The organism is Pseudarthrobacter sp. H2, from assembly GCF_050157045.1.
Classification (GTDB): domain Bacteria; phylum Actinomycetota; class Actinomycetes; order Actinomycetales; family Micrococcaceae; genus Arthrobacter.
On sequence record NZ_CP189594.1, the window covers coordinates 1,791,485 to 1,807,504 of the forward strand.

A 16,020-nucleotide genomic window follows, 5' to 3' on the forward strand; every position below is an offset into this window, starting at 1 on the left:
GATCCCATGCCCGCAGATGCCCAGCCCACAGACTTCAGCGCCGCCCGCATCCGCGAAACCGTCCAGCAGATCCTGGCTGCCGGGATCCTTCCCGCGATTGTCCAGGCCGGCCATCCGGTCCTGCGGCAGTGGGCCGCGCCCTACGACGGCCAATTGAACGACGCCGAGCTTGCGCAGCTGATCGACCTCATGCGCAGCGTCATGCACAAGGCACCCGGCGTCGGGCTGGCGGCCCCGCAGCTGGGGATCCCGCTGCAGCTCGCCGTCCTTGAGGACCAGTTCGAGGTCGACGCCGGTGTCGCCGCCGTGCGCAGCCGGGAGCCGCTGCCCTTCTTCGCCATGCTGAACCCGGGCTACCGGCCCCTCGGCACCTCGACCGCAGCCTTTTACGAGGGCTGCCTCTCGCTGAACGGGCTGCAGGCCGCCGTGCTGCGTCCCGCCTCCGTCCGGCTTGAATTCACGGCCCCCGACGGAACACCGGGCCGGCGGGACTTCTCCGGCTGGCAGGCCCGGATCGTCCAGCACGAGACCGACCACCTGCACGGAATCCTGTACCTTGACCGGGCGGAACTGCGGTCCCTCAGCAGCAACGCCGAATACTCGGCCCGCTGGTCCCAGCCGGACATCGCCCTGGCCCGGCAGGAACTCGGGTTCCTGCCGGACGGCGAAGGGACTGCGGGATAGCCCTGGGCCGCCCCTAGGATGGACACATGCTCCCCGTCCCGACTGTCCCCCTGCTGTGCCCGGTGTGCCGCAGCCCCCTCGGAGCGGCCGGTGTTGCGGCCCGGACCCTGGTCTGTCCGGCGGGCCACAGCTTCGACGCGGCCCGGCAGGGGTACTTCAACTTCCTGGTCGGCAAGGGTACCGTCTTCGAAGCTGACGCGGCGGACATGGTGGCGGCCCGCTTCGATTTCCTCTCCGCCGGCCACTACCGGCCCCTCGCCGAGGCAGTGGCGGAAGTCGCCGCGCCCGCACTCGCCGGCGCCTTCACCGGCTCCGGCGCCAGGGTGCTGGATGCCGGCACCGGCACCGGGCACTACCTGCGGACCCTGCTGGACCGGTTCCCGGCGGCGGCGGTCGGACTGGATATTTCGAAGTTCGCGCTGCGCCGCGCGGCCAGGATGAACCCGGAGGCCGTGAACCTGGTCGGCGACGTCTGGCAGCCGCTGCCGCTGGCGGACGGCGCCGTCGACGTCGTTACCGTGGTGTTCGCGCCGCGCAACGCGGCCGAGTTCGCCCGGATCCTCAGGCCCGGCGGCCGCCTCGTGGTGGTCACGCCGCGGCCCGGCCATCTTGCGGAAGTCTCCGGACAGACCGGAATGCTCGGGATCGAACCGGCCAAGGAGGAGCGGCTGGCGGCCGCGCTCGAAGGGCACTTCTCCCCTCTCGCCGCCCGGAACCTGGACCTGGACCTGTCCCTGGGCCCCGCCGACGTCGCGAACCTGGCCCTCATGGGGCCGGCCGGCCACCACCTGGACCGGGCGGCCCTGGCGTCCCTGGCGGCCGGTCTTCCGCCGCTGACCGCCGTGTCGGCGCGCTTCCGGATCAGCGTCTTTGAACCCCTCAGGCACGCCGCGGCATAACGACTCAGCCACGTTTCCCGGCAGCAGCCACCGCACCGCCCCGGCCCGTGCCCTTCGGCTTAGGATGGAACCACAGTGACTGGGGAGCTGCGCCTGCAACTCCCGGGACGAAGGGGGAACAGATGTTCGAATGGCTGGCCGGGAACTGGTGGGCACTCTGGCTCACGGTCTTCCTCGTCTTCGCCGTGGTGGAGATGCTCACGCTGGACCTCTTCTTCATCATGCTCGGCGGCGGTGCCCTCGCCGGACTGCTGGCTGACTTCGCCGGCGCGGACCTGTGGCTGCAGATCGTGGCCTTTTGCGTGGTCTCCCTGCTCATGATCGGCTTCGTGCGGCCGGTGGCGCTCAGGCACCTCCGCAAGGGACCCGCGGACCAGCGCAGCAACATCGAGCGCCTGATCGGCGAGTCCGCCCTGGTCATGGAGGCCGTCAGCGCAAGCGGCGGCCTGGTCAAGATCGGCGGTGACGTCTGGAGTGCCCGCACGGAAACCGGTGTCCTCGCACCCGGCCAGCAGGCCGTGGTCAGCGCCATCGACGGCGCCACCGCCGTCGTCGCCCCGCAGCCCGGGCCCTTACCCGGGTAAGGACCGGCGAGTAAAGCAGGCGGGTAAAAAGAGGACCGCAAGACCGGGCAACGCCAGTCCGGCAAGCAGAAGCAAGAGTCAACAACTGGGGAAAAGGTGATGTATGGATATCGCAGTCGCAATTGTGCTGCTGGTTCTGGTTGCATTTGTGATTATCGTGCTGGTCCGGTCGGTGCGGATCATCCCGCAGGCCCGTGCCGGCGTCGTTGAACGGCTGGGCAAGTACCTGCGCACCCTCAACCCGGGCCTCACGATCCTGATCCCCTTCGTCGACCGGCTGCTGCCGCTGCTGGACCTGCGTGAACAGGTGGTCTCCTTCCCGCCGCAACCGGTCATCACCGAAGACAACCTCGTGGTCTCCATCGACACCGTGGTCTACTTCCAGGTCACCGACGCCCGGGCGGCAACCTACGAGATCGCCAACTACATCCAGGCCGTCGAACAGCTCACCACCACCACGCTCCGCAACGTGGTGGGCGGCCTGAACCTCGAAGAGGCACTCACCTCGCGTGACCAGATCAACGGCCAGTTGCGCGGCGTGCTGGACGAGGCGACAGGCCGCTGGGGCATCCGCGTCTCCCGCGTGGAGCTCAAGGCGATCGATCCGCCCCACTCCATCCAGGACTCGATGGAGAAACAGATGCGTGCCGAGCGGGACCGCCGCGCCGCCATCCTCACCGCCGAGGGCACCAAGCAGTCGGCCATCCTCACCGCCGAGGGCCAGCGGCAGTCCTCCATCCTGAAGGCCGAAGGTGACGCCAAGGCGGCAATCCTGCGGGCGGACGGCGAAGCGCAGGCCATCCAGAAGGTGTTTGACGCCATCCACAAGGGCAACCCGGACCAGAAGCTCCTGGCGTACCAGTACCTGCAGATGCTCCCGAAAATTGCCGAGGGTTCGGCCAACAAGCTCTGGATCATTCCGAGCGAGGTCGGCGAGGCCCTCAAGGGCATCGGCAACGCCCTCGGCGGCGGCAACGGCGCCCAGGCGCCGGAGGGCTTGTCCGGCCCGGACCCGGCTGCCGGTGCGGCTGTCCCCTCGGCTGTCCCGGAAGACGGCGCGCGGGGACCCATGCCGCCCGTCCGGGAGTTCTGACACCCACGGGTCCGCCCAAGGGGTCGGAGTGAGGAGGGGAGGGATCCGCTGAGGCGGGTTCCTCCCCTCCTTCGCCACTGCTGACCGGCGGGTTCCGACGCGGGTTGCCCTGCGCCTACGTGCTTTACCTGCAACTGCGCTTGCCCGTATACTTGAGTATTTGTCCGGCCTGTTCAGTGCGCCGGAACAATTATGCTTCGCAAAGCGTTTTACCAGTTGACAAGTTTTCCGGTACCTGATCACCGGTGCAGCGCAATGCAAACAATAGTCCGGCGCGGCCCCTGGGCCCCCGGCTGACGCAGGGCTTGGCTCTGTGAACCGAATAGAGGGAGAAAAGATGAGCGATCGCAGCCTGCGGGGTATGCGCCTTGGCGCACAAAGCATGGAGACCGAATCCGGCGTCGAACCGGCTCCGCGCCAGCGGGTCGAGTACCGTTGCGCGGACGGTGAGCAGGTATTCGTGACCTTCTCCTCCGAAGCGGAGATCCCCCCGGTATGGGTTTCGAAGACGGGCAAGGAAGCACTGCTGGTCGACGGCGAACGTCCCGTCAACAGCAACGAGAAGGCAGTCCGCACGCACTGGGACATGCTGCTGGAACGCCGCTCCCTCCCCGAACTGGAGCAGATCCTCGAAGACCGCCTCACGATCCTGCGTGAACGCCGGGGCGAACGCCGTTCGGCCTGAGCGTCCCCGCACCGGCAAGAATAAAGGGCCGGGCCCGCACGTCCTTCCGACGTGCGGGCCCGGCCCTTTATTCTTGCCGGCTGCCTGGCTAGGCCTTGCCCGCCTGCCGGGCTGAGTTCTTGTTCTTGCCGCCGAGCTTGCCGGTGAGCGTGTTCCAGCGTGCCGTCAGGCCCCACCTCGTGACGTTGACCATGGCTTCGACCACAATGTTCCCGCTCATCTTCGAGGCGCCCAGTTCGCGCTCAACGAAGGTGATAGGCCGTTCCACGATCGTCAGCCCCAGTTTCGCCACGCGCCAGGCGAGATCCACCTGGAAGCCGTAGCCGACCGAATCGACGGAGTCCAGGTTCACTTTCTCCAGGGTGCTCCGGCGGAATGCGCGGAAGCCGCCCGTCACGTCCTTGATATTGACGCCCAGCATGATGCGGGCGTAGGTGCTGCCGACCCGGGAGATGGCCTGCCGGTACAGCGGCCAGTTCACGACGCTGCCGCCGGCAACCCAGCGTGAGCCCATGGCGAGGTCCGCGCCCTGTTCGACGGCGTCGAGGAGCTGCTGGAGCTGCTCCGGCTGGTGCGAACCGTCGGCATCCATCTCGACCAGGACGTCGTAGCCGGCGTCGAGGCCCCACCTGAAGCCGGCGATGTAGGCCGCTCCGAGTCCCGCCTTGCCCTGGCGGTGCAGGACGTGGACCTGGCTGTCCTCGGCGGCGAAGCGGTCCGCCAGCTGCCCCGTACCGTCGGGGCTGTTGTCGTCGACAACCAGGACATCGGAAGCCGGCACAGCCGTGCGAAGGCGCCCGAGGGTCTTGGGCAACGATTCCAGCTCGTTGTAGGTCGGGATAATGGTGAGGACACGCACAGCGGGGCCTTTCCTTGTAGGGAGCGGTCGAAGCACCCGGCAGGCAGCAGTGACTGAGGCGCAATTCTCCATTATAGGGAGTCGCCCGCCCCCTCGGCGGCCGCAGGCATCCCCCGGGGCAGGTCCACCCGCTTCGGGCCAGTTCCGGAAGCCCACGGGATGCACCGCCGGAAGAGTTTTCTGCTGCGAAGTGGGCCGGCCCCGGGGGGTGCCCATGGTCACGACCAAAGAAAGCTGCCGCGTCTGCGGCAACCTGCAACTGGCCGGGATCAACCGGATCCTGCGCCGTACGCAAGCCTCCGTTGACCCTCAATGCTACGGGCGCGTCCTGATCTGTCAACCGCACTGTGACCTGCCGTTTCATCCGTCGTAGCAGGTCAGGGGCGTGTTTGGGGCCAGGATTTCGGGTCGGCAACACGGTGTGTCCGCACCGCGCGCGGCGTGTCGCCGCCTGGCCCGGGGACCTGGAAGTCGTTGCGTCCTGTCGTCTGTACCTACTGGACCTGAGCTGCTTTCCTGAGCTATATCGGGTCGATATACTCGCTTTCATGACCAATGAGATCGCCCTGAATCGGGTCCAATCCGGGCTGAGCCAAAAACGTCTGGCCGAGCTCGCACACGTCAGCCAGCCGAATCTGTCAGCATACGAATCCGGGAAGCGCGTCCCCCGGCCGGAGACCCGGGAGCGGATTATGGCTGCCCTCAGGCGCAGGCCTTCAGAGATCCTGGCCGAGCGCCGTAGCGAGACATTGGAAGCCGCAAGAAGGCACAAGGCCGGGAATGTCCGTGTCTTCGGGTCGGCGGTACGCGGCTAGGACACGCCCGGCTCCGATCTTGATCTCCTTGTCGACCTTGAGCCAGGTGCGACGCTCTTCGACCTTGCCGGGCTTCGGCTCGACCTGGTCGAGTTGCTGGGCGTGGACGTGGACATCGTCCCTTCCGGGTCCACCGGTTCAGTGATGGACCGCATTTTGGGCGAAGCAGTCCCGTTGTGAATCACGGCCCTCAAGACATGCCCGAAGGTGGGCGGTTCACGCCAAGAAGGCAAAGCGAACCGACCTGAACACCGCCGCGGACCGGATCCCGGAGCAGGTGCGGGGGCAGTATCCGTCGATCCCGTGGCGCAACCTGCGCGGGCTGCGGAACGTTCTGGCTCACGACTACTCTGGCATCCGCTACGACATCATCTGGACTACCGCCGCTGCCAGCCTGCCTGAGCTCAGAGCACGCCTTGGCGAAATGCGTTCGGACGTGGAGGGCTGGTCCTGACCTCCGCCGCCGGCGCGAAGGCCCGGTTTCGGCGCCGTCTCAGGACCCGAGGGAGCCATCGGAGAACAGCTCCCGGCCGTCCCGGACAGTCAGCAGGCAGGCCGGATCGGTGCCGGTGTCCAGGGCCGGCAGCAGCGGCGTGCGGGCCCGGGGGTCGGTACTCCAGGACTGCACCCTGCCGTCGGCGACCTGGACCATGAGTTCCTCGGCCTCCCAGACGGCGAAGCTGGCGGGAGCGCCCGGGACCAGTTGGCCGGCCATCGGGTTCCGGTAACGGGCTGCCCGCCACCCGGCCCGGGTGTGGCCGAGGAAGGCGGCGCGGGCGGAGATCCGTTCGTCCGGGTTGTTGTGCTCCAGGCAGGCGCGCACGCTGGACCATGGCCGGAGCGGCGTCACCGGGCTGTCGCTGCCGAAGCAGATCGGGACGCCGGCGGCGTAGAAGGAGCCGAACGGGTTCATCCCCCGGCGGCGGGCGCCGAGACGCTGCTCGTAGAGGCCGTCCCCCGTTCCCCAGAGCGCGTCGAACACCGGCTGCGCACTGACCGTCACGGAGTACCTGGCCAGCCTGCTGATGTCGTCCGGGCCGGCCATCTCGACGTGCTCGAAGCGGTGGCCGGCGGCGCGGACCCGCTGCTCGCCCACCTCGGCTGCGGCCTCGTCCAGGGCGTCCAGGGCCGCGGCGAGGCCTGCGTCCCCGATCACATGGAAGCCCGCCTGGATGCCCAGCAGCGAGCACGCGGCCAGATGCGCCGCGGCCTCCGCGACCGAGAGGTACAGGCTGCCGCGCTCCCCCGGTGCGTCGCTGTAGTCGTCGCCGAGGGCAGCGGTGCGCGAACCGATCGAACCGTCAATGTTCAGGTCCCCGGCGAGGCCGAGCACGGACACGCCCAGTCCCGCCAGGATGGACCGGGCGTGGTCGGCCGAGGTGGCCAGCTGCCCCCAGTACGGCAGGATTTCAGGAACGTCCGGTGCGCCGTCGGGGCCGGCGCTCCAGGCCGCCGCGAGCTGCAGGTCCTCGATGCTGCCGATCTGCGGGGCGGCCATTTCGGCGAGGGCGACGTAGCCGTTGGCGGCCGCTTCGGCCAGCGCCCGCTGCTGGTGGCCGCGGAGGGTGGCGGCGGGAAGCTGCCGCGCCGCGAGCCGGGCGGCGGTGTGGGCGGCATGTTTGACCTGGCTGCCGGCGGCGGAACCCTCGAGGGATTCGAGCCCGGCGGCGGACGCGAGCGAGGAGGAAACCAGCGCCGAGTGCCCGTCCACGCGGGACAGGTAGACCTTCCGGCCGCCCGCGGCCCGTTCGAGTTCCTCCCGCGCGGGCAGTGCGGGATCGGCCCACAGGGTCTCATCCCAGCCGTGGCCGAGCACCGTTCCGTCTGTGCCGGAGCCCGCGGCGGCGCCCGCGACGGCGTCAAGCAGCTCGGCGGCGGAGCGGACTCCGCCGAGCCGCAGCGTGCCCAGGGCAATGCCCGTCTCGGTCAGGTGGACGTGGGAATCGACGAATCCGGGAGCGAGGAGTGCGCCCTGGAGGTCGACGACGTCCATGGACGGGTCGGCGATGGAAGTGGCGGCCTGCTCGGAGCCGACCCAGGCGACCGTGTCGCCGTCGACCAGCATCGCCGTCGCAAAGGGATCGGCTGCCGTGTAGACGGAACCGTTGCGGTACAGCGTGACCTTGCGTGCTGCGGGGGTGGCCGGTGAATCGGTCATGGGGCAGGGGCTCCTTGTGGCTGGGAGGTGGCGGGCGGCGTCGTGCCGGCCCTGTTCGGACGGGCGTTCGGACGGGGCAGTCGGAAGGAATGAGGGACAGTTCTGGACAAAGGTGCGGCCGTACTCAGGCGGCGGTCATCCCACGGTGGAATAGGCGACGACGCCGCGCTTGACCAGTTTGATGGCCTCCGCGCAGAGCCGCGCCACCCGCGGGTCCAGGCCGGGGATCTTGGCCAGCTGGTCCAGGAGATCGATGACCTGCTTGACCCAGCGGACAAAGTCGCCCGCGGCCAGGTCCGTGGCGTTGAGGACGTCCTGGAGGTGCTTTCCCTTGGCCCACTTGAAGATCGGCCAGACCAGGCCAAGCTCGGGCTCGCCGGTGAGCGGGAGCTTGTTTGCTTCCTCCACGTCTTCGAGGGCGGACCATTCGCGCACCACGGTGTCGACGGCGGATTCCAGCGACACGCTGGGCATCCGCGGCCGCAGCCCGCGGTCCTCCCGTTTGGCCTGGTAGACCAGGACACTCGCCAGGGCGGCGACCTCGGCGGCGTCGAGGTCGTTGAACGCGCCCATCCGCAGGGACTGCGAAATCAGCAGGTCCTTCTCCCCGTAGATCCGGCGGAGCCGCTGTCCGTCCGTACTGATCGTGAGCGCACCCGATTCGGAGGTTTCCAGGTACCCGTAGCCGGCCAGCACCCCGCAGACCCGGTCGAACGTCTTCGCGATGGTGTTGGTCCGGCCCTGGATCTGGCGGACCAGGCCGTCCGTCTCCTGCCGGAGCTTCCACCAGCGCTCGGACCAGCGGGCGTGGTCCTCGCGTTCGCTGCAGCCATGGCACGGGTGGGCGCGGAGCGCACGGCGCAGCTCGGCGATCTTCTTCTCCTGGTCCGGCAGCGCGGCGGCGCGGCCGAAGTCGTCGTGCCGGGCGGGCGGCGCCGGCGGCCGGTTGTCCCGGATGGCGTTGCGCACCGACGAGGCCAGATCGCGCCGGGACTTGGGCACCTTCGCGTTGAAGGACTTCGGGATCCTGACCCGGGTGATCGGCGAGAGCGGGCCCTCGACGTCGTGGACGCCGATCCGCCGCAGCTGGTTGTCCAGGGTCATGACGGCCGGACGGGGCTCGCGGGATTGGTGGTCCGAGCTGAGCACCACGGCGAGGCCGGGCGCCCGGCCGCTGGGCACGTCCACCACATCGCCCGGGAGCAGCCGGCTCAGGGAGTCCTCGGTGAGCGACTTCCTGGCCCGGGAGCTGCTCTTGGAGGCGTTGTTCTCGGCATCGGAGAGGGCGCGCCGCAGCCGTGCGTATTCGGTGAAGTCCCCGAGGTGGCAGGTCATCGCCTTGCCGAAGCCGGCGAGGGACTCTTCCCGGCTCCTGACCTGTTTGGCCAGCCCGACGACGGAGCGGTCCGCCTGGAACTGGGCGAAGGAGGATTCGAGGATCTCGCGGGCGCGGGGCCGGCCGAACTGGGCCAGCAGGTTGACGGACATGTTGTACGTGGGCCGGAAGCTCGAGTTCAGCGGGTACGTCCGCCGGGAGGCGAGGCCCGCGACGGCGGCAGGGTCCGTGCCGGGCTGCCACAACACCACCGCGTGGCCTTCGACGTCGATCCCGCGGCGCCCGGCCCGGCCGGTCAGCTGGGTGTACTCCCCGGCGGTGATGCCCACGTGGGCCTCGCCGTTGAACTTCTCCAGCTTCTCCAGCACGACGCAGCGGGCCGGCATGTTGATGCCGAGCGCCAGGGTTTCGGTGGCAAACACGGCCTTGACCAGCCCGTCGACGAAGAGTTTTTCCACGACCTCCTTGAAGGTGGGCAGCATTCCCGCGTGGTGGGCGGCAAGTCCGCGGAGCAGGCCGTCCCGCCAGCTCCAGAACCCGAGGACGTCCAGATCGTCGGAGGGGATGTCCTGGGCGGCCTCATCGACCCGCCGGGCGATGAGGAGCTGTTCCTGCTCGGTCGTCAGCCACAGCCCCGCCGCGATGCACTGGGCCACGGCGGCGTCACAGCCGGCGCGGGAGAAGATGAAGGTGATTGCCGGCAGGAGGTCCTGCCGGTCCAGGCTGGCGATGACCTGGGGACGGCTGGCCTTCCGGACGGGGCTCCGCGGGCCGCCCTGAACGGCGTCGTCATCCCGCTGGCTGTGTTGCTTGCGCTGATTCCGCTGGCTGCGGCCGCCGTGGCCGAAGCGGCCGGAAAAATTCATCTGGCTCTCGGCCCGGGCCATGGACAGCAGTTCCGGGTTGACCTCGAAGCCGGCCCGCGTGCCGGCGTTGGCGGTTGCGACGGGTGCGGCGGCGGCAGCGGACACCGCCGCCGCACCCGGCTCGCCGGCCGGGGCGATCTCGTCGAAGGTGGTGTCGCCGGCGAAGAGATCCACGATTTTCCGGCCCACCATGACGTGCTGCCAGAGCGGGACCGGGCGGTGTTCGGAGACGATCACGTCGGTCTGGCCCCGGACGGTGTCCAGCCAGGCGCCGAACTCCTCGGCGTTGGAGACCGTGGCGCTCAACGATGCGACCTGCACTTCGCTGGGCAGGTGGATGATCACTTCCTCCCACACGGCGCCGCGGAAGCGGTCGGCGAGGTAGTGGACCTCGTCCATCACGACGAAGCCGAGGTCGTCCAGGGTGCCGGAATCCGAGTACAGCATGTTGCGGAGCACCTCGGTGGTCATGACCACCACGGGGGCCTCCCCGTTGATGCTGGTGTCGCCGGTCAGCAGGCCCACCCGGGCTGCACCGTACTTCGCGGCCAGCTCGGCGTACTTCTGGTTGCTCAGGGCCTTGATGGGGGTGGTGTAGAAGGCCTTGAGCCCCCGCTGGAGGGCCAGATAGACGGCGAACTCCCCCACGATGGTCTTGCCGGCTCCGGTGGGGGCTGCGACCAGCACACCCCTGCCGGCCTGAAGGGACAAACACGCCTCGCGCTGGAAGTCATCGAGTTCGAATTCGAGCGAACGGATGAAACCGCCCAGGTACGTTTTGGCTTCGGCGGCCCGCTCGGCGCTGGCGCGGTAGCGTTCGGACGGCGACTCCGGCCCGGGTATGGAGGACATGCTTCCAGCCTAATGCGCCTGCGGCTAGAGATTCCCCAGCTCGGAGCTGGGAGTCGGCAGGTCCGCGGTGGCCTCGGTTTCCGCCGCGCGCCTGATGGCCCGCTTGTCCCGGCGGCGGTCGTTGATCAGGCACAGGCCGATGGCCGTGAAGAAGAGCACCAGCATGGGTGCCGCTAGGTAGAACATGCTCATGGCGTCCGCGCCGGGCGCGGCCATGGCGGAGAACAGGCACACCAGGAAGACGGTGATGCGCCAGCTCCTGACGAGCTGCGCTCCCTTGACCACTCCGGCCAGGTTCAGGCCGACCAGGACCACGGGCAGCAGGAACGCGATGCCGAATGCCAGCAGCAGGCGGAGCACGAAGGACAGGTAGATCTGGGCGCTGATGAAGTTGGAGCCGCCGGAGGGCGTGAAATCGGTCAGCACCCGCACCGCGTTCGGCAGCACAAGCCAGGCCAGGGCCACGCCCCCCACGAACAACGGCACGGCCGCCGCGACGAAGGACAGGGCGAGTCGCCGTTCCTTCTTGTGCAGGCCGGGGACGATGAACGCCCAGAGCTGGTAGAGCCAGACGGGGCTGGCGACGATGAGGCCCAGGAAGACGGAGACCTGGATCATCAGGTCGAAGGAGCTGGCCACGCCGTCGAAGTTCAGCGTGGCCTGCCGGCCCTCATGCTCGTTGAGGTCACGGATCGGCTTGATCAGCGCCGTGAGCATGGGCTGGTAGACGAGGAAGCCGACGACGGTCCCCAGTACGACGGCGATTGCAGCCTTGAAGAGCCGGTTCCGCAGTTCTTTCAGGTGGTCGAGGAGCGCCATCCGCCCTTCGGGGTTGGTTCGGCGGCTCATGGTTACTGCCATGGAGTCTTAGGCGCGGTTCGGCGGCGGAACGTCGGCGCCGTCTCCCGTGCCGCTTTCGGCGCCCGTGGTCTTCGGGTGGTTCACGACCTTGCCTTCAACGGCCTCGGAGTCCGCGGCGGACGCGGACGAGCCGTCCTTCTTCATTTCGCGGACTTCCGACTTAAAGATGCGCATCGACTGGCCAAGGCTCCTGGCCATGCCCGGCAGCTTCGGTGCAGCAAAAAGCACCAATGCGAGAACGATGATGATGATGAGATGCCAGCCTTCAAGCCTCATGAGGGGAGGTCCTTTCGTTTGAGTACATCCTACGTCTAACTGAAATCGATGTCGCGGAGCGACTGGGGCTGGCCCCGGTCCGCCTTGCGCCGGACGCGGCGCCGGCGGCGGGCCTCCTGCCGGGCGAGCCGTGCATCGTGGTGATCTTGTCGCATCCGGGCGGGCGAGGCAAAGACGGCGGAGCCCGGGGCAGGGCGCGCGCCGGGTGCTGCCGCCGGGTCCACGGCCTCGGGCCGGTCCGGGCCGGGCGGGAACCGGGAGAACCGCTCCGCTGCGTCGCCGAGTTCCCTGGCGGTCGTCATGAACGCCCGGAACAGCCGAACGCCGAGCACGCCGAAAAACAACAGCGACAGCGCGACGAGCGCTATCCAGATCACGATCCAGGACCACCAAGGCATGCTGAGTAGTCTAGCCTCCGTACCGCTTAGTCTTCATATTGGGCCAGGGCCGCGTCGATCCACTCCCTGGCGGCCTCCGCGAGGGCGACGGGCGCCAGGATCCGCACCGCGCCGCCATGTTGGGCGACGAACATGGGCAGCCAGTCCGTGCTGCCGAACCGGATCTCGGCCAGCATCCCGCCGTCGGGAAGGGCCGCGGTGCGCTCGGCGTAGTAATCGTCGGCGAGGCCGGCGCCCCGGCGGGTCAGTTCCACCACCACGAGGGTGTCGTCGTCGTTCGGGGTGAAGAGTTTCACCGGAAACCCGTCCGCGGGCCCGGCCGCCCGGGACACCGGGCGGCCGTTCGGCTGCAGGGTTTCGATCCGGTCCAGCCGGAAGTTGCGCAGCCCCCGGGCGGAGTGGCAGTACGCCTCGAGATACCAGGTGTTGTCCAGCGAGTAGAGCCGGAGCGGGTCCACGTCCCGCTCGGAGACGGTGTCGCGCTGCGGCGAGAAGTACGTGAGCCGCAGCTGCGCGCCGGTGCGGATGGCTTCGCGCGCCGTGGCCAGGGTGGCTGAGTTCTCCGGTCCGACCTCCGGTCCGGAGAACGAGGCCGCCTTGAGCCCTTCCTTCCCCGCCGCCGCCATGAGCTTGAGCGTCACGGACTCCAGGGCGCTGCCTTCGGCCAGTTCCGGCAGGCCGTTGAGCGTCTCCAGCCCGGTCAGCAGGGCGCAGGCCTCCTCCACCGTGAACCGGACCGGCCGGTTCAGCTCCAGGTCCTGGCTGATGAAGACATGGTCGTCGTCCCACTGGATGTCCAGCAGCTCGTCGGGGTACCCCTCCGGCAGGCCCGAGCAGATCAGGATCCGCAGGTCCTCCTCGAGCTCCTTGCGGGTGACGCCGAACGTCGCGGCGACCTCGCTGATGTGCAGGCCCTGGTTATGGACCAGGAACGGGACCAGCTGCAGCATCCGCTTGAGCTGGTCCTCGGAGGTGCGCTTGCGTCCGCGCTTGGCCGGGCTCGCTTGCCGGAAAACCTCAGCGAGGGCAACGGCAGGGGCGGGGGCCGCGGCGAACCGGGCCGCGGCAGCCAGGCGCCGCCGCACGGCCGTGGCCAGCTCGGGCGGGGACACCACGAGAACCCGGGGCCCGTAGGACGCGAGTTCCTCACCGAGCGTCTCGGCATCCCGGAACGGCACGGTGAGACGGTCCCGGCCGGCGCCGGGCGGCGCGCCTGCCACGCTTCCGTCGACGCGTTCCGCGCCGGGCGCGCCGGCAGGGGCGGCGGCGGTGGCCCGCTTGCGCAGCCCCAGCAGCCGTCCCGCCTGGACGTCGACGACGGCGGACCGGACGGGCAGCTCGTGAAGGCCGGCCAGTTCGGCGCGGACGTTGAATCCCGCCGGCGCGGCGGTGGACTCCTTGTCCAGGATGGTGACGGCGGATGTCAGGCGCGAGAGGCGGAAGAAGCGCTTGGCACCGCGGGTCCGGTCCTGGCCCACGAGGTACCACTGGCCGAAGCGGCTGCCCAGGCCCCAGGGCTCGACGAGGCGTTCCTCCTCCTTGCCGGTGCTGCCGGCGAGGTACCGGAAGCCCGCCGGGTGCTGGGCATGGATGGCCGCGACGAGGTCCTCGAAGGCCTGGCCGGCCGGCCGGATGCGCGGCTGGACGCCTGCCGGCAGTTCCGCGTCCGGCAGTTCGCCGGCTGCCCGCAGCTTGCGCACGGCGTTCAGGGCGGCGGAACCGAGCGCGGCCTGTTCCCAGAGCTGGGCCGCCAGGATGAGCACGGTGCGTTCCTCGGGGGTCAGGCTGACGTCCGGGAGCCGGTTGGATTCCTTGCCGATCCGGTACCGGGTGGTGGCGGGATCATCCGAACCCCAGCCCAGGTCCAGCACCGTTTCCACCTCGAAGCCGAACCGGCGCAACTCGCTCTTGTCGCGTTCGAACATCCGCCCGAACGAGACGTCGTTGCTGGTGGTGTCGTGGTAGACCTTCTGCCGCAGTTCGCTGCGGCGGAGCCCGTACTGGGTGTTGAGCAGCGCGATGAGCAGGTTCAGGAGGCGTTCTGTACGTGAGGCGGACACCCCGCAAGGGTACTAAAGTCCCTGCCGGAAAATGCCGAAAGCGCGGTAACCGCCGGAAGAACTTCTCCGATTGTTACCGCGCTTTGGCGGTCGGGTGCCTGGGCCCATGCCCGCCGGGTTCCCTGTCCGGGGAGCCGGCGCGGACTTGCGAGGATAGGGGGCGGGTGGGGACTAGCGGACGGCGACGAGGTCGACGACGAAGATCAGGGCCTCGTTGGGGCCGATCGCGCCGCCGGCGCCACGGGAGCCGTAGGCCATCTCGGACGGGATTTCCAGCCGGCGGCGGCCGCCGACCTTCATGCCCAGCAGGCCCTGGTCCCAGCCCTGGATGACCTGGCCGACGCCGACCCGGAAGTCCAGCGGCGCGCCGCGGCCCCACGACGCGTCGAATTCCTCGCCGGTGGACCAGGCGACGCCGACGTAGTGGGTCGAGACGGTGTCGCCGGCCTTGGCCTCGGCGCCGTCGCCCTCGATCAGGTCGGTGATGACCAGTTCGGTGGGCACGTCGCCCTGGGGGAAGTCAATTTCCGGCTTTTCGCGGTCAAGCTTGCGTTCTCCAAAAGACATGGTTGCTCCTTCGTGCGTGGCTCTGTGTGTGCGTGGTGGGTGGGGTTGGTTATTTGACGCCGAGGATGTCGACGACGAAGACGAGATCGCCCTTGGCGTCGCCCTGTCCTTCGTCACCGTAGGCGAGGTCCTTGGGGACGACCAGGAGGACGCGGGAGCCGACGGTCTTGCCGGTCAGGCCCTGGGTCCAGCCCTTGATGACGCCGGTGAGCGGGAAGGTGGCCTTTTTGCCGCTGTCAAAACTGGAATCGAAGACCTTGCCGCCGGCCAGGGCGACACCGACGTAGTTGACGGTGATGGTATCCGTTTCCTTGACCTCGGGGCCCTTGCCCTTGATCAGGTCCTGGGAGATGAGGGCCGTCGGGGCGGCGACGCCCTCCACGGAAATCTCGGGGACGCCCTTGTCGTTGTCCTTCACGGTCGGCAGTCCGGCCGGCGGGGTGACGGCGTCGCCCTCAGGCTTGTCCAGGACCGGCGGCGCGTCCTTGGCGGAGATCACCTTGACGACGAGCAGCTGGCTGGGCTGGGCTTCGGCACCCTCGGCGGCGGCCTGTCCCGGGACGGCGAGGGCGAGCTGGGAACCGATCTTCGCGCCCACAAAGGCGTTGTAGATGACGGAGCTGCTGGTCTTGAGGTCGTCGTTCAGCTCGAGCTGCTCGGGATCGTTGGCGAAGGTGTCTTCGAGGGTGGAGCCGTCCGTGCCGTTAAAGGCGACGATGGAGATCTGTGCGATCTGGTTGGCCTTGACGCGGTCGCCGTTGCCCTCGGTGATCACCTTGACGGACGGTTCCTTGACCTCCAGGGGCTTGGTGAACTCCACACCGGGGGCCTTCTTGTCGCCGTTTTCCGTCAGCTTGACGGAATCCAGCTTGGCGGTTTCACCGGCGGACTGGCTGGTGGGCTCCGGGGTGGGCGCCGGGGCCGGCGTTCCGCCGCAGGCGGTCAGCAGCAGCAGTCCGGGCAGGAGAATTGCTAGTAGTCGGCGCACTTGGAAACTTTCGTCGAGGGGGAATGGACGCTTTGCCCG

16 protein-coding genes and 1 pseudogene are annotated in these 16,020 nt (G+C 68.8%); 8 read left to right on the forward strand and 9 right to left on the reverse strand.

Features of this window, described 5'->3' with window-relative positions:
• The first annotated feature begins 6 nt into the window (after positions 1-6).
• The 5 genes from ACQCSZ_RS08455 (at position 7) to ACQCSZ_RS08475 (ending at position 3,945) form a co-directional block, all read left to right on the forward strand.
• Positions 7-684 carry a peptide deformylase gene (locus ACQCSZ_RS08455; RefSeq protein ID WP_427007571.1) on the forward strand — a complete coding sequence of 226 codons (678 nt, stop codon included), beginning with the start codon at positions 7-9 and terminating at the stop codon, positions 682-684.
• Between the two features lie 26 nt (positions 685-710).
• A complete protein-coding gene (locus tag ACQCSZ_RS08460) occupies positions 711-1,583 on the forward strand; it encodes a methyltransferase domain-containing protein (RefSeq protein WP_427007572.1) in 873 nt (290 codons plus the stop codon).
• 122 nt (positions 1,584-1,705) lie between these two features.
• Positions 1,706-2,167 carry an NfeD family protein gene (locus ACQCSZ_RS08465; protein ID WP_427007573.1) on the forward strand — a complete coding sequence of 154 codons (462 nt, stop codon included), beginning with the start codon at positions 1,706-1,708 and terminating at the stop codon, positions 2,165-2,167.
• 103 nt (positions 2,168-2,270) lie between these two features.
• Positions 2,271-3,260 carry an SPFH domain-containing protein gene (locus ACQCSZ_RS08470; protein WP_427007574.1) on the forward strand — a complete coding sequence of 330 codons (990 nt, stop codon included), beginning with the start codon at positions 2,271-2,273 and terminating at the stop codon, positions 3,258-3,260.
• Positions 3,261-3,597: 337 nt separating this feature from the next.
• Positions 3,598-3,945 carry an RNA polymerase-binding protein RbpA gene (locus ACQCSZ_RS08475; protein ID WP_136322768.1) on the forward strand — a complete coding sequence of 116 codons (348 nt, stop codon included), beginning with the start codon at positions 3,598-3,600 and terminating at the stop codon, positions 3,943-3,945.
• A gap of 88 nt (positions 3,946-4,033) precedes the next feature.
• Here the strand turns inward: ACQCSZ_RS08475 and ACQCSZ_RS08480 are convergent, their stop codons facing one another.
• Positions 4,034-4,804, reverse strand: a complete 771-nt coding sequence (locus tag ACQCSZ_RS08480) for a polyprenol monophosphomannose synthase (RefSeq protein ID WP_427007575.1) — start codon at positions 4,802-4,804, stop codon at positions 4,034-4,036.
• A gap of 548 nt (positions 4,805-5,352) precedes the next feature.
• Between ACQCSZ_RS08480 and ACQCSZ_RS08485 the strand changes: the two genes are divergently transcribed.
• The 3 genes and pseudogenes from ACQCSZ_RS08485 (at position 5,353) to ACQCSZ_RS08495 (ending at position 6,073) form a co-directional block, all read left to right on the forward strand.
• The gene (locus tag ACQCSZ_RS08485; protein ID WP_427007576.1) at positions 5,353-5,619 is read left to right on the forward strand and encodes a helix-turn-helix domain-containing protein; all 267 of its coding nucleotides are present in this window, start codon (positions 5,353-5,355) and stop codon (positions 5,617-5,619) included.
• Between the two features lie 15 nt (positions 5,620-5,634).
• Positions 5,635-5,799 (forward strand): annotated as a pseudogene (locus ACQCSZ_RS08490) (nucleotidyltransferase family protein); the annotation flags it as partial.
• A gap of 97 nt (positions 5,800-5,896) precedes the next feature.
• Entirely contained in the window at positions 5,897-6,073 is a 177-nt protein-coding gene (locus ACQCSZ_RS08495) for a HepT-like ribonuclease domain-containing protein (protein ID WP_427007577.1), read from the forward strand.
• Positions 6,074-6,112: 39 nt separating this feature from the next.
• Here ACQCSZ_RS08495 and ACQCSZ_RS08500 read toward each other — a convergent pair whose 3' ends face one another.
• The 8 genes from ACQCSZ_RS08500 to ACQCSZ_RS08535 form a co-directional block, all read right to left on the reverse strand.
• The gene (locus tag ACQCSZ_RS08500) at positions 6,113-7,777 is read right to left on the reverse strand and encodes an amidohydrolase (protein WP_427007578.1); all 1,665 of its coding nucleotides are present in this window, start codon (positions 7,775-7,777) and stop codon (positions 6,113-6,115) included.
• A 135-nt stretch (positions 7,778-7,912) separates the two neighbouring features.
• Positions 7,913-10,831 carry a DEAD/DEAH box helicase gene (locus ACQCSZ_RS08505; RefSeq protein WP_427007579.1) on the reverse strand — a complete coding sequence of 973 codons (2,919 nt, stop codon included), beginning with the start codon at positions 10,829-10,831 and terminating at the stop codon, positions 7,913-7,915.
• Between the two features lie 24 nt (positions 10,832-10,855).
• The gene (gene tatC, locus ACQCSZ_RS08510) at positions 10,856-11,650 is read right to left on the reverse strand and encodes a twin-arginine translocase subunit TatC (protein WP_427008288.1); all 795 of its coding nucleotides are present in this window, start codon (positions 11,648-11,650) and stop codon (positions 10,856-10,858) included.
• Positions 11,651-11,698: 48 nt separating this feature from the next.
• Complete coding sequence (gene tatA, locus ACQCSZ_RS08515) at positions 11,699-11,968, reverse strand: Sec-independent protein translocase subunit TatA (RefSeq protein WP_211881061.1); 270 nt, start codon at positions 11,966-11,968, stop codon at positions 11,699-11,701.
• 35 nt (positions 11,969-12,003) lie between these two features.
• Positions 12,004-12,366, reverse strand: coding sequence for a hypothetical protein (locus tag ACQCSZ_RS08520; RefSeq protein WP_427007580.1), 363 nt, complete (start codon positions 12,364-12,366; stop codon positions 12,004-12,006).
• A 26-nt stretch (positions 12,367-12,392) separates the two neighbouring features.
• Positions 12,393-14,426: a helix-turn-helix transcriptional regulator gene (locus tag ACQCSZ_RS08525; protein ID WP_427007581.1), complete on the reverse strand. Its 2,034-nt coding sequence runs from the start codon at positions 14,424-14,426 to the stop codon at positions 12,393-12,395.
• 171 nt (positions 14,427-14,597) lie between these two features.
• Positions 14,598-14,993 carry an FKBP-type peptidyl-prolyl cis-trans isomerase gene (locus tag ACQCSZ_RS08530; protein WP_427007582.1) on the reverse strand — a complete coding sequence of 132 codons (396 nt, stop codon included), beginning with the start codon at positions 14,991-14,993 and terminating at the stop codon, positions 14,598-14,600.
• A 49-nt stretch (positions 14,994-15,042) separates the two neighbouring features.
• The gene (locus ACQCSZ_RS08535) at positions 15,043-15,981 is read right to left on the reverse strand and encodes an FKBP-type peptidyl-prolyl cis-trans isomerase (protein WP_427007583.1); all 939 of its coding nucleotides are present in this window, start codon (positions 15,979-15,981) and stop codon (positions 15,043-15,045) included.
• Between the last annotated feature and the right edge of the window lie 39 nt (positions 15,982-16,020).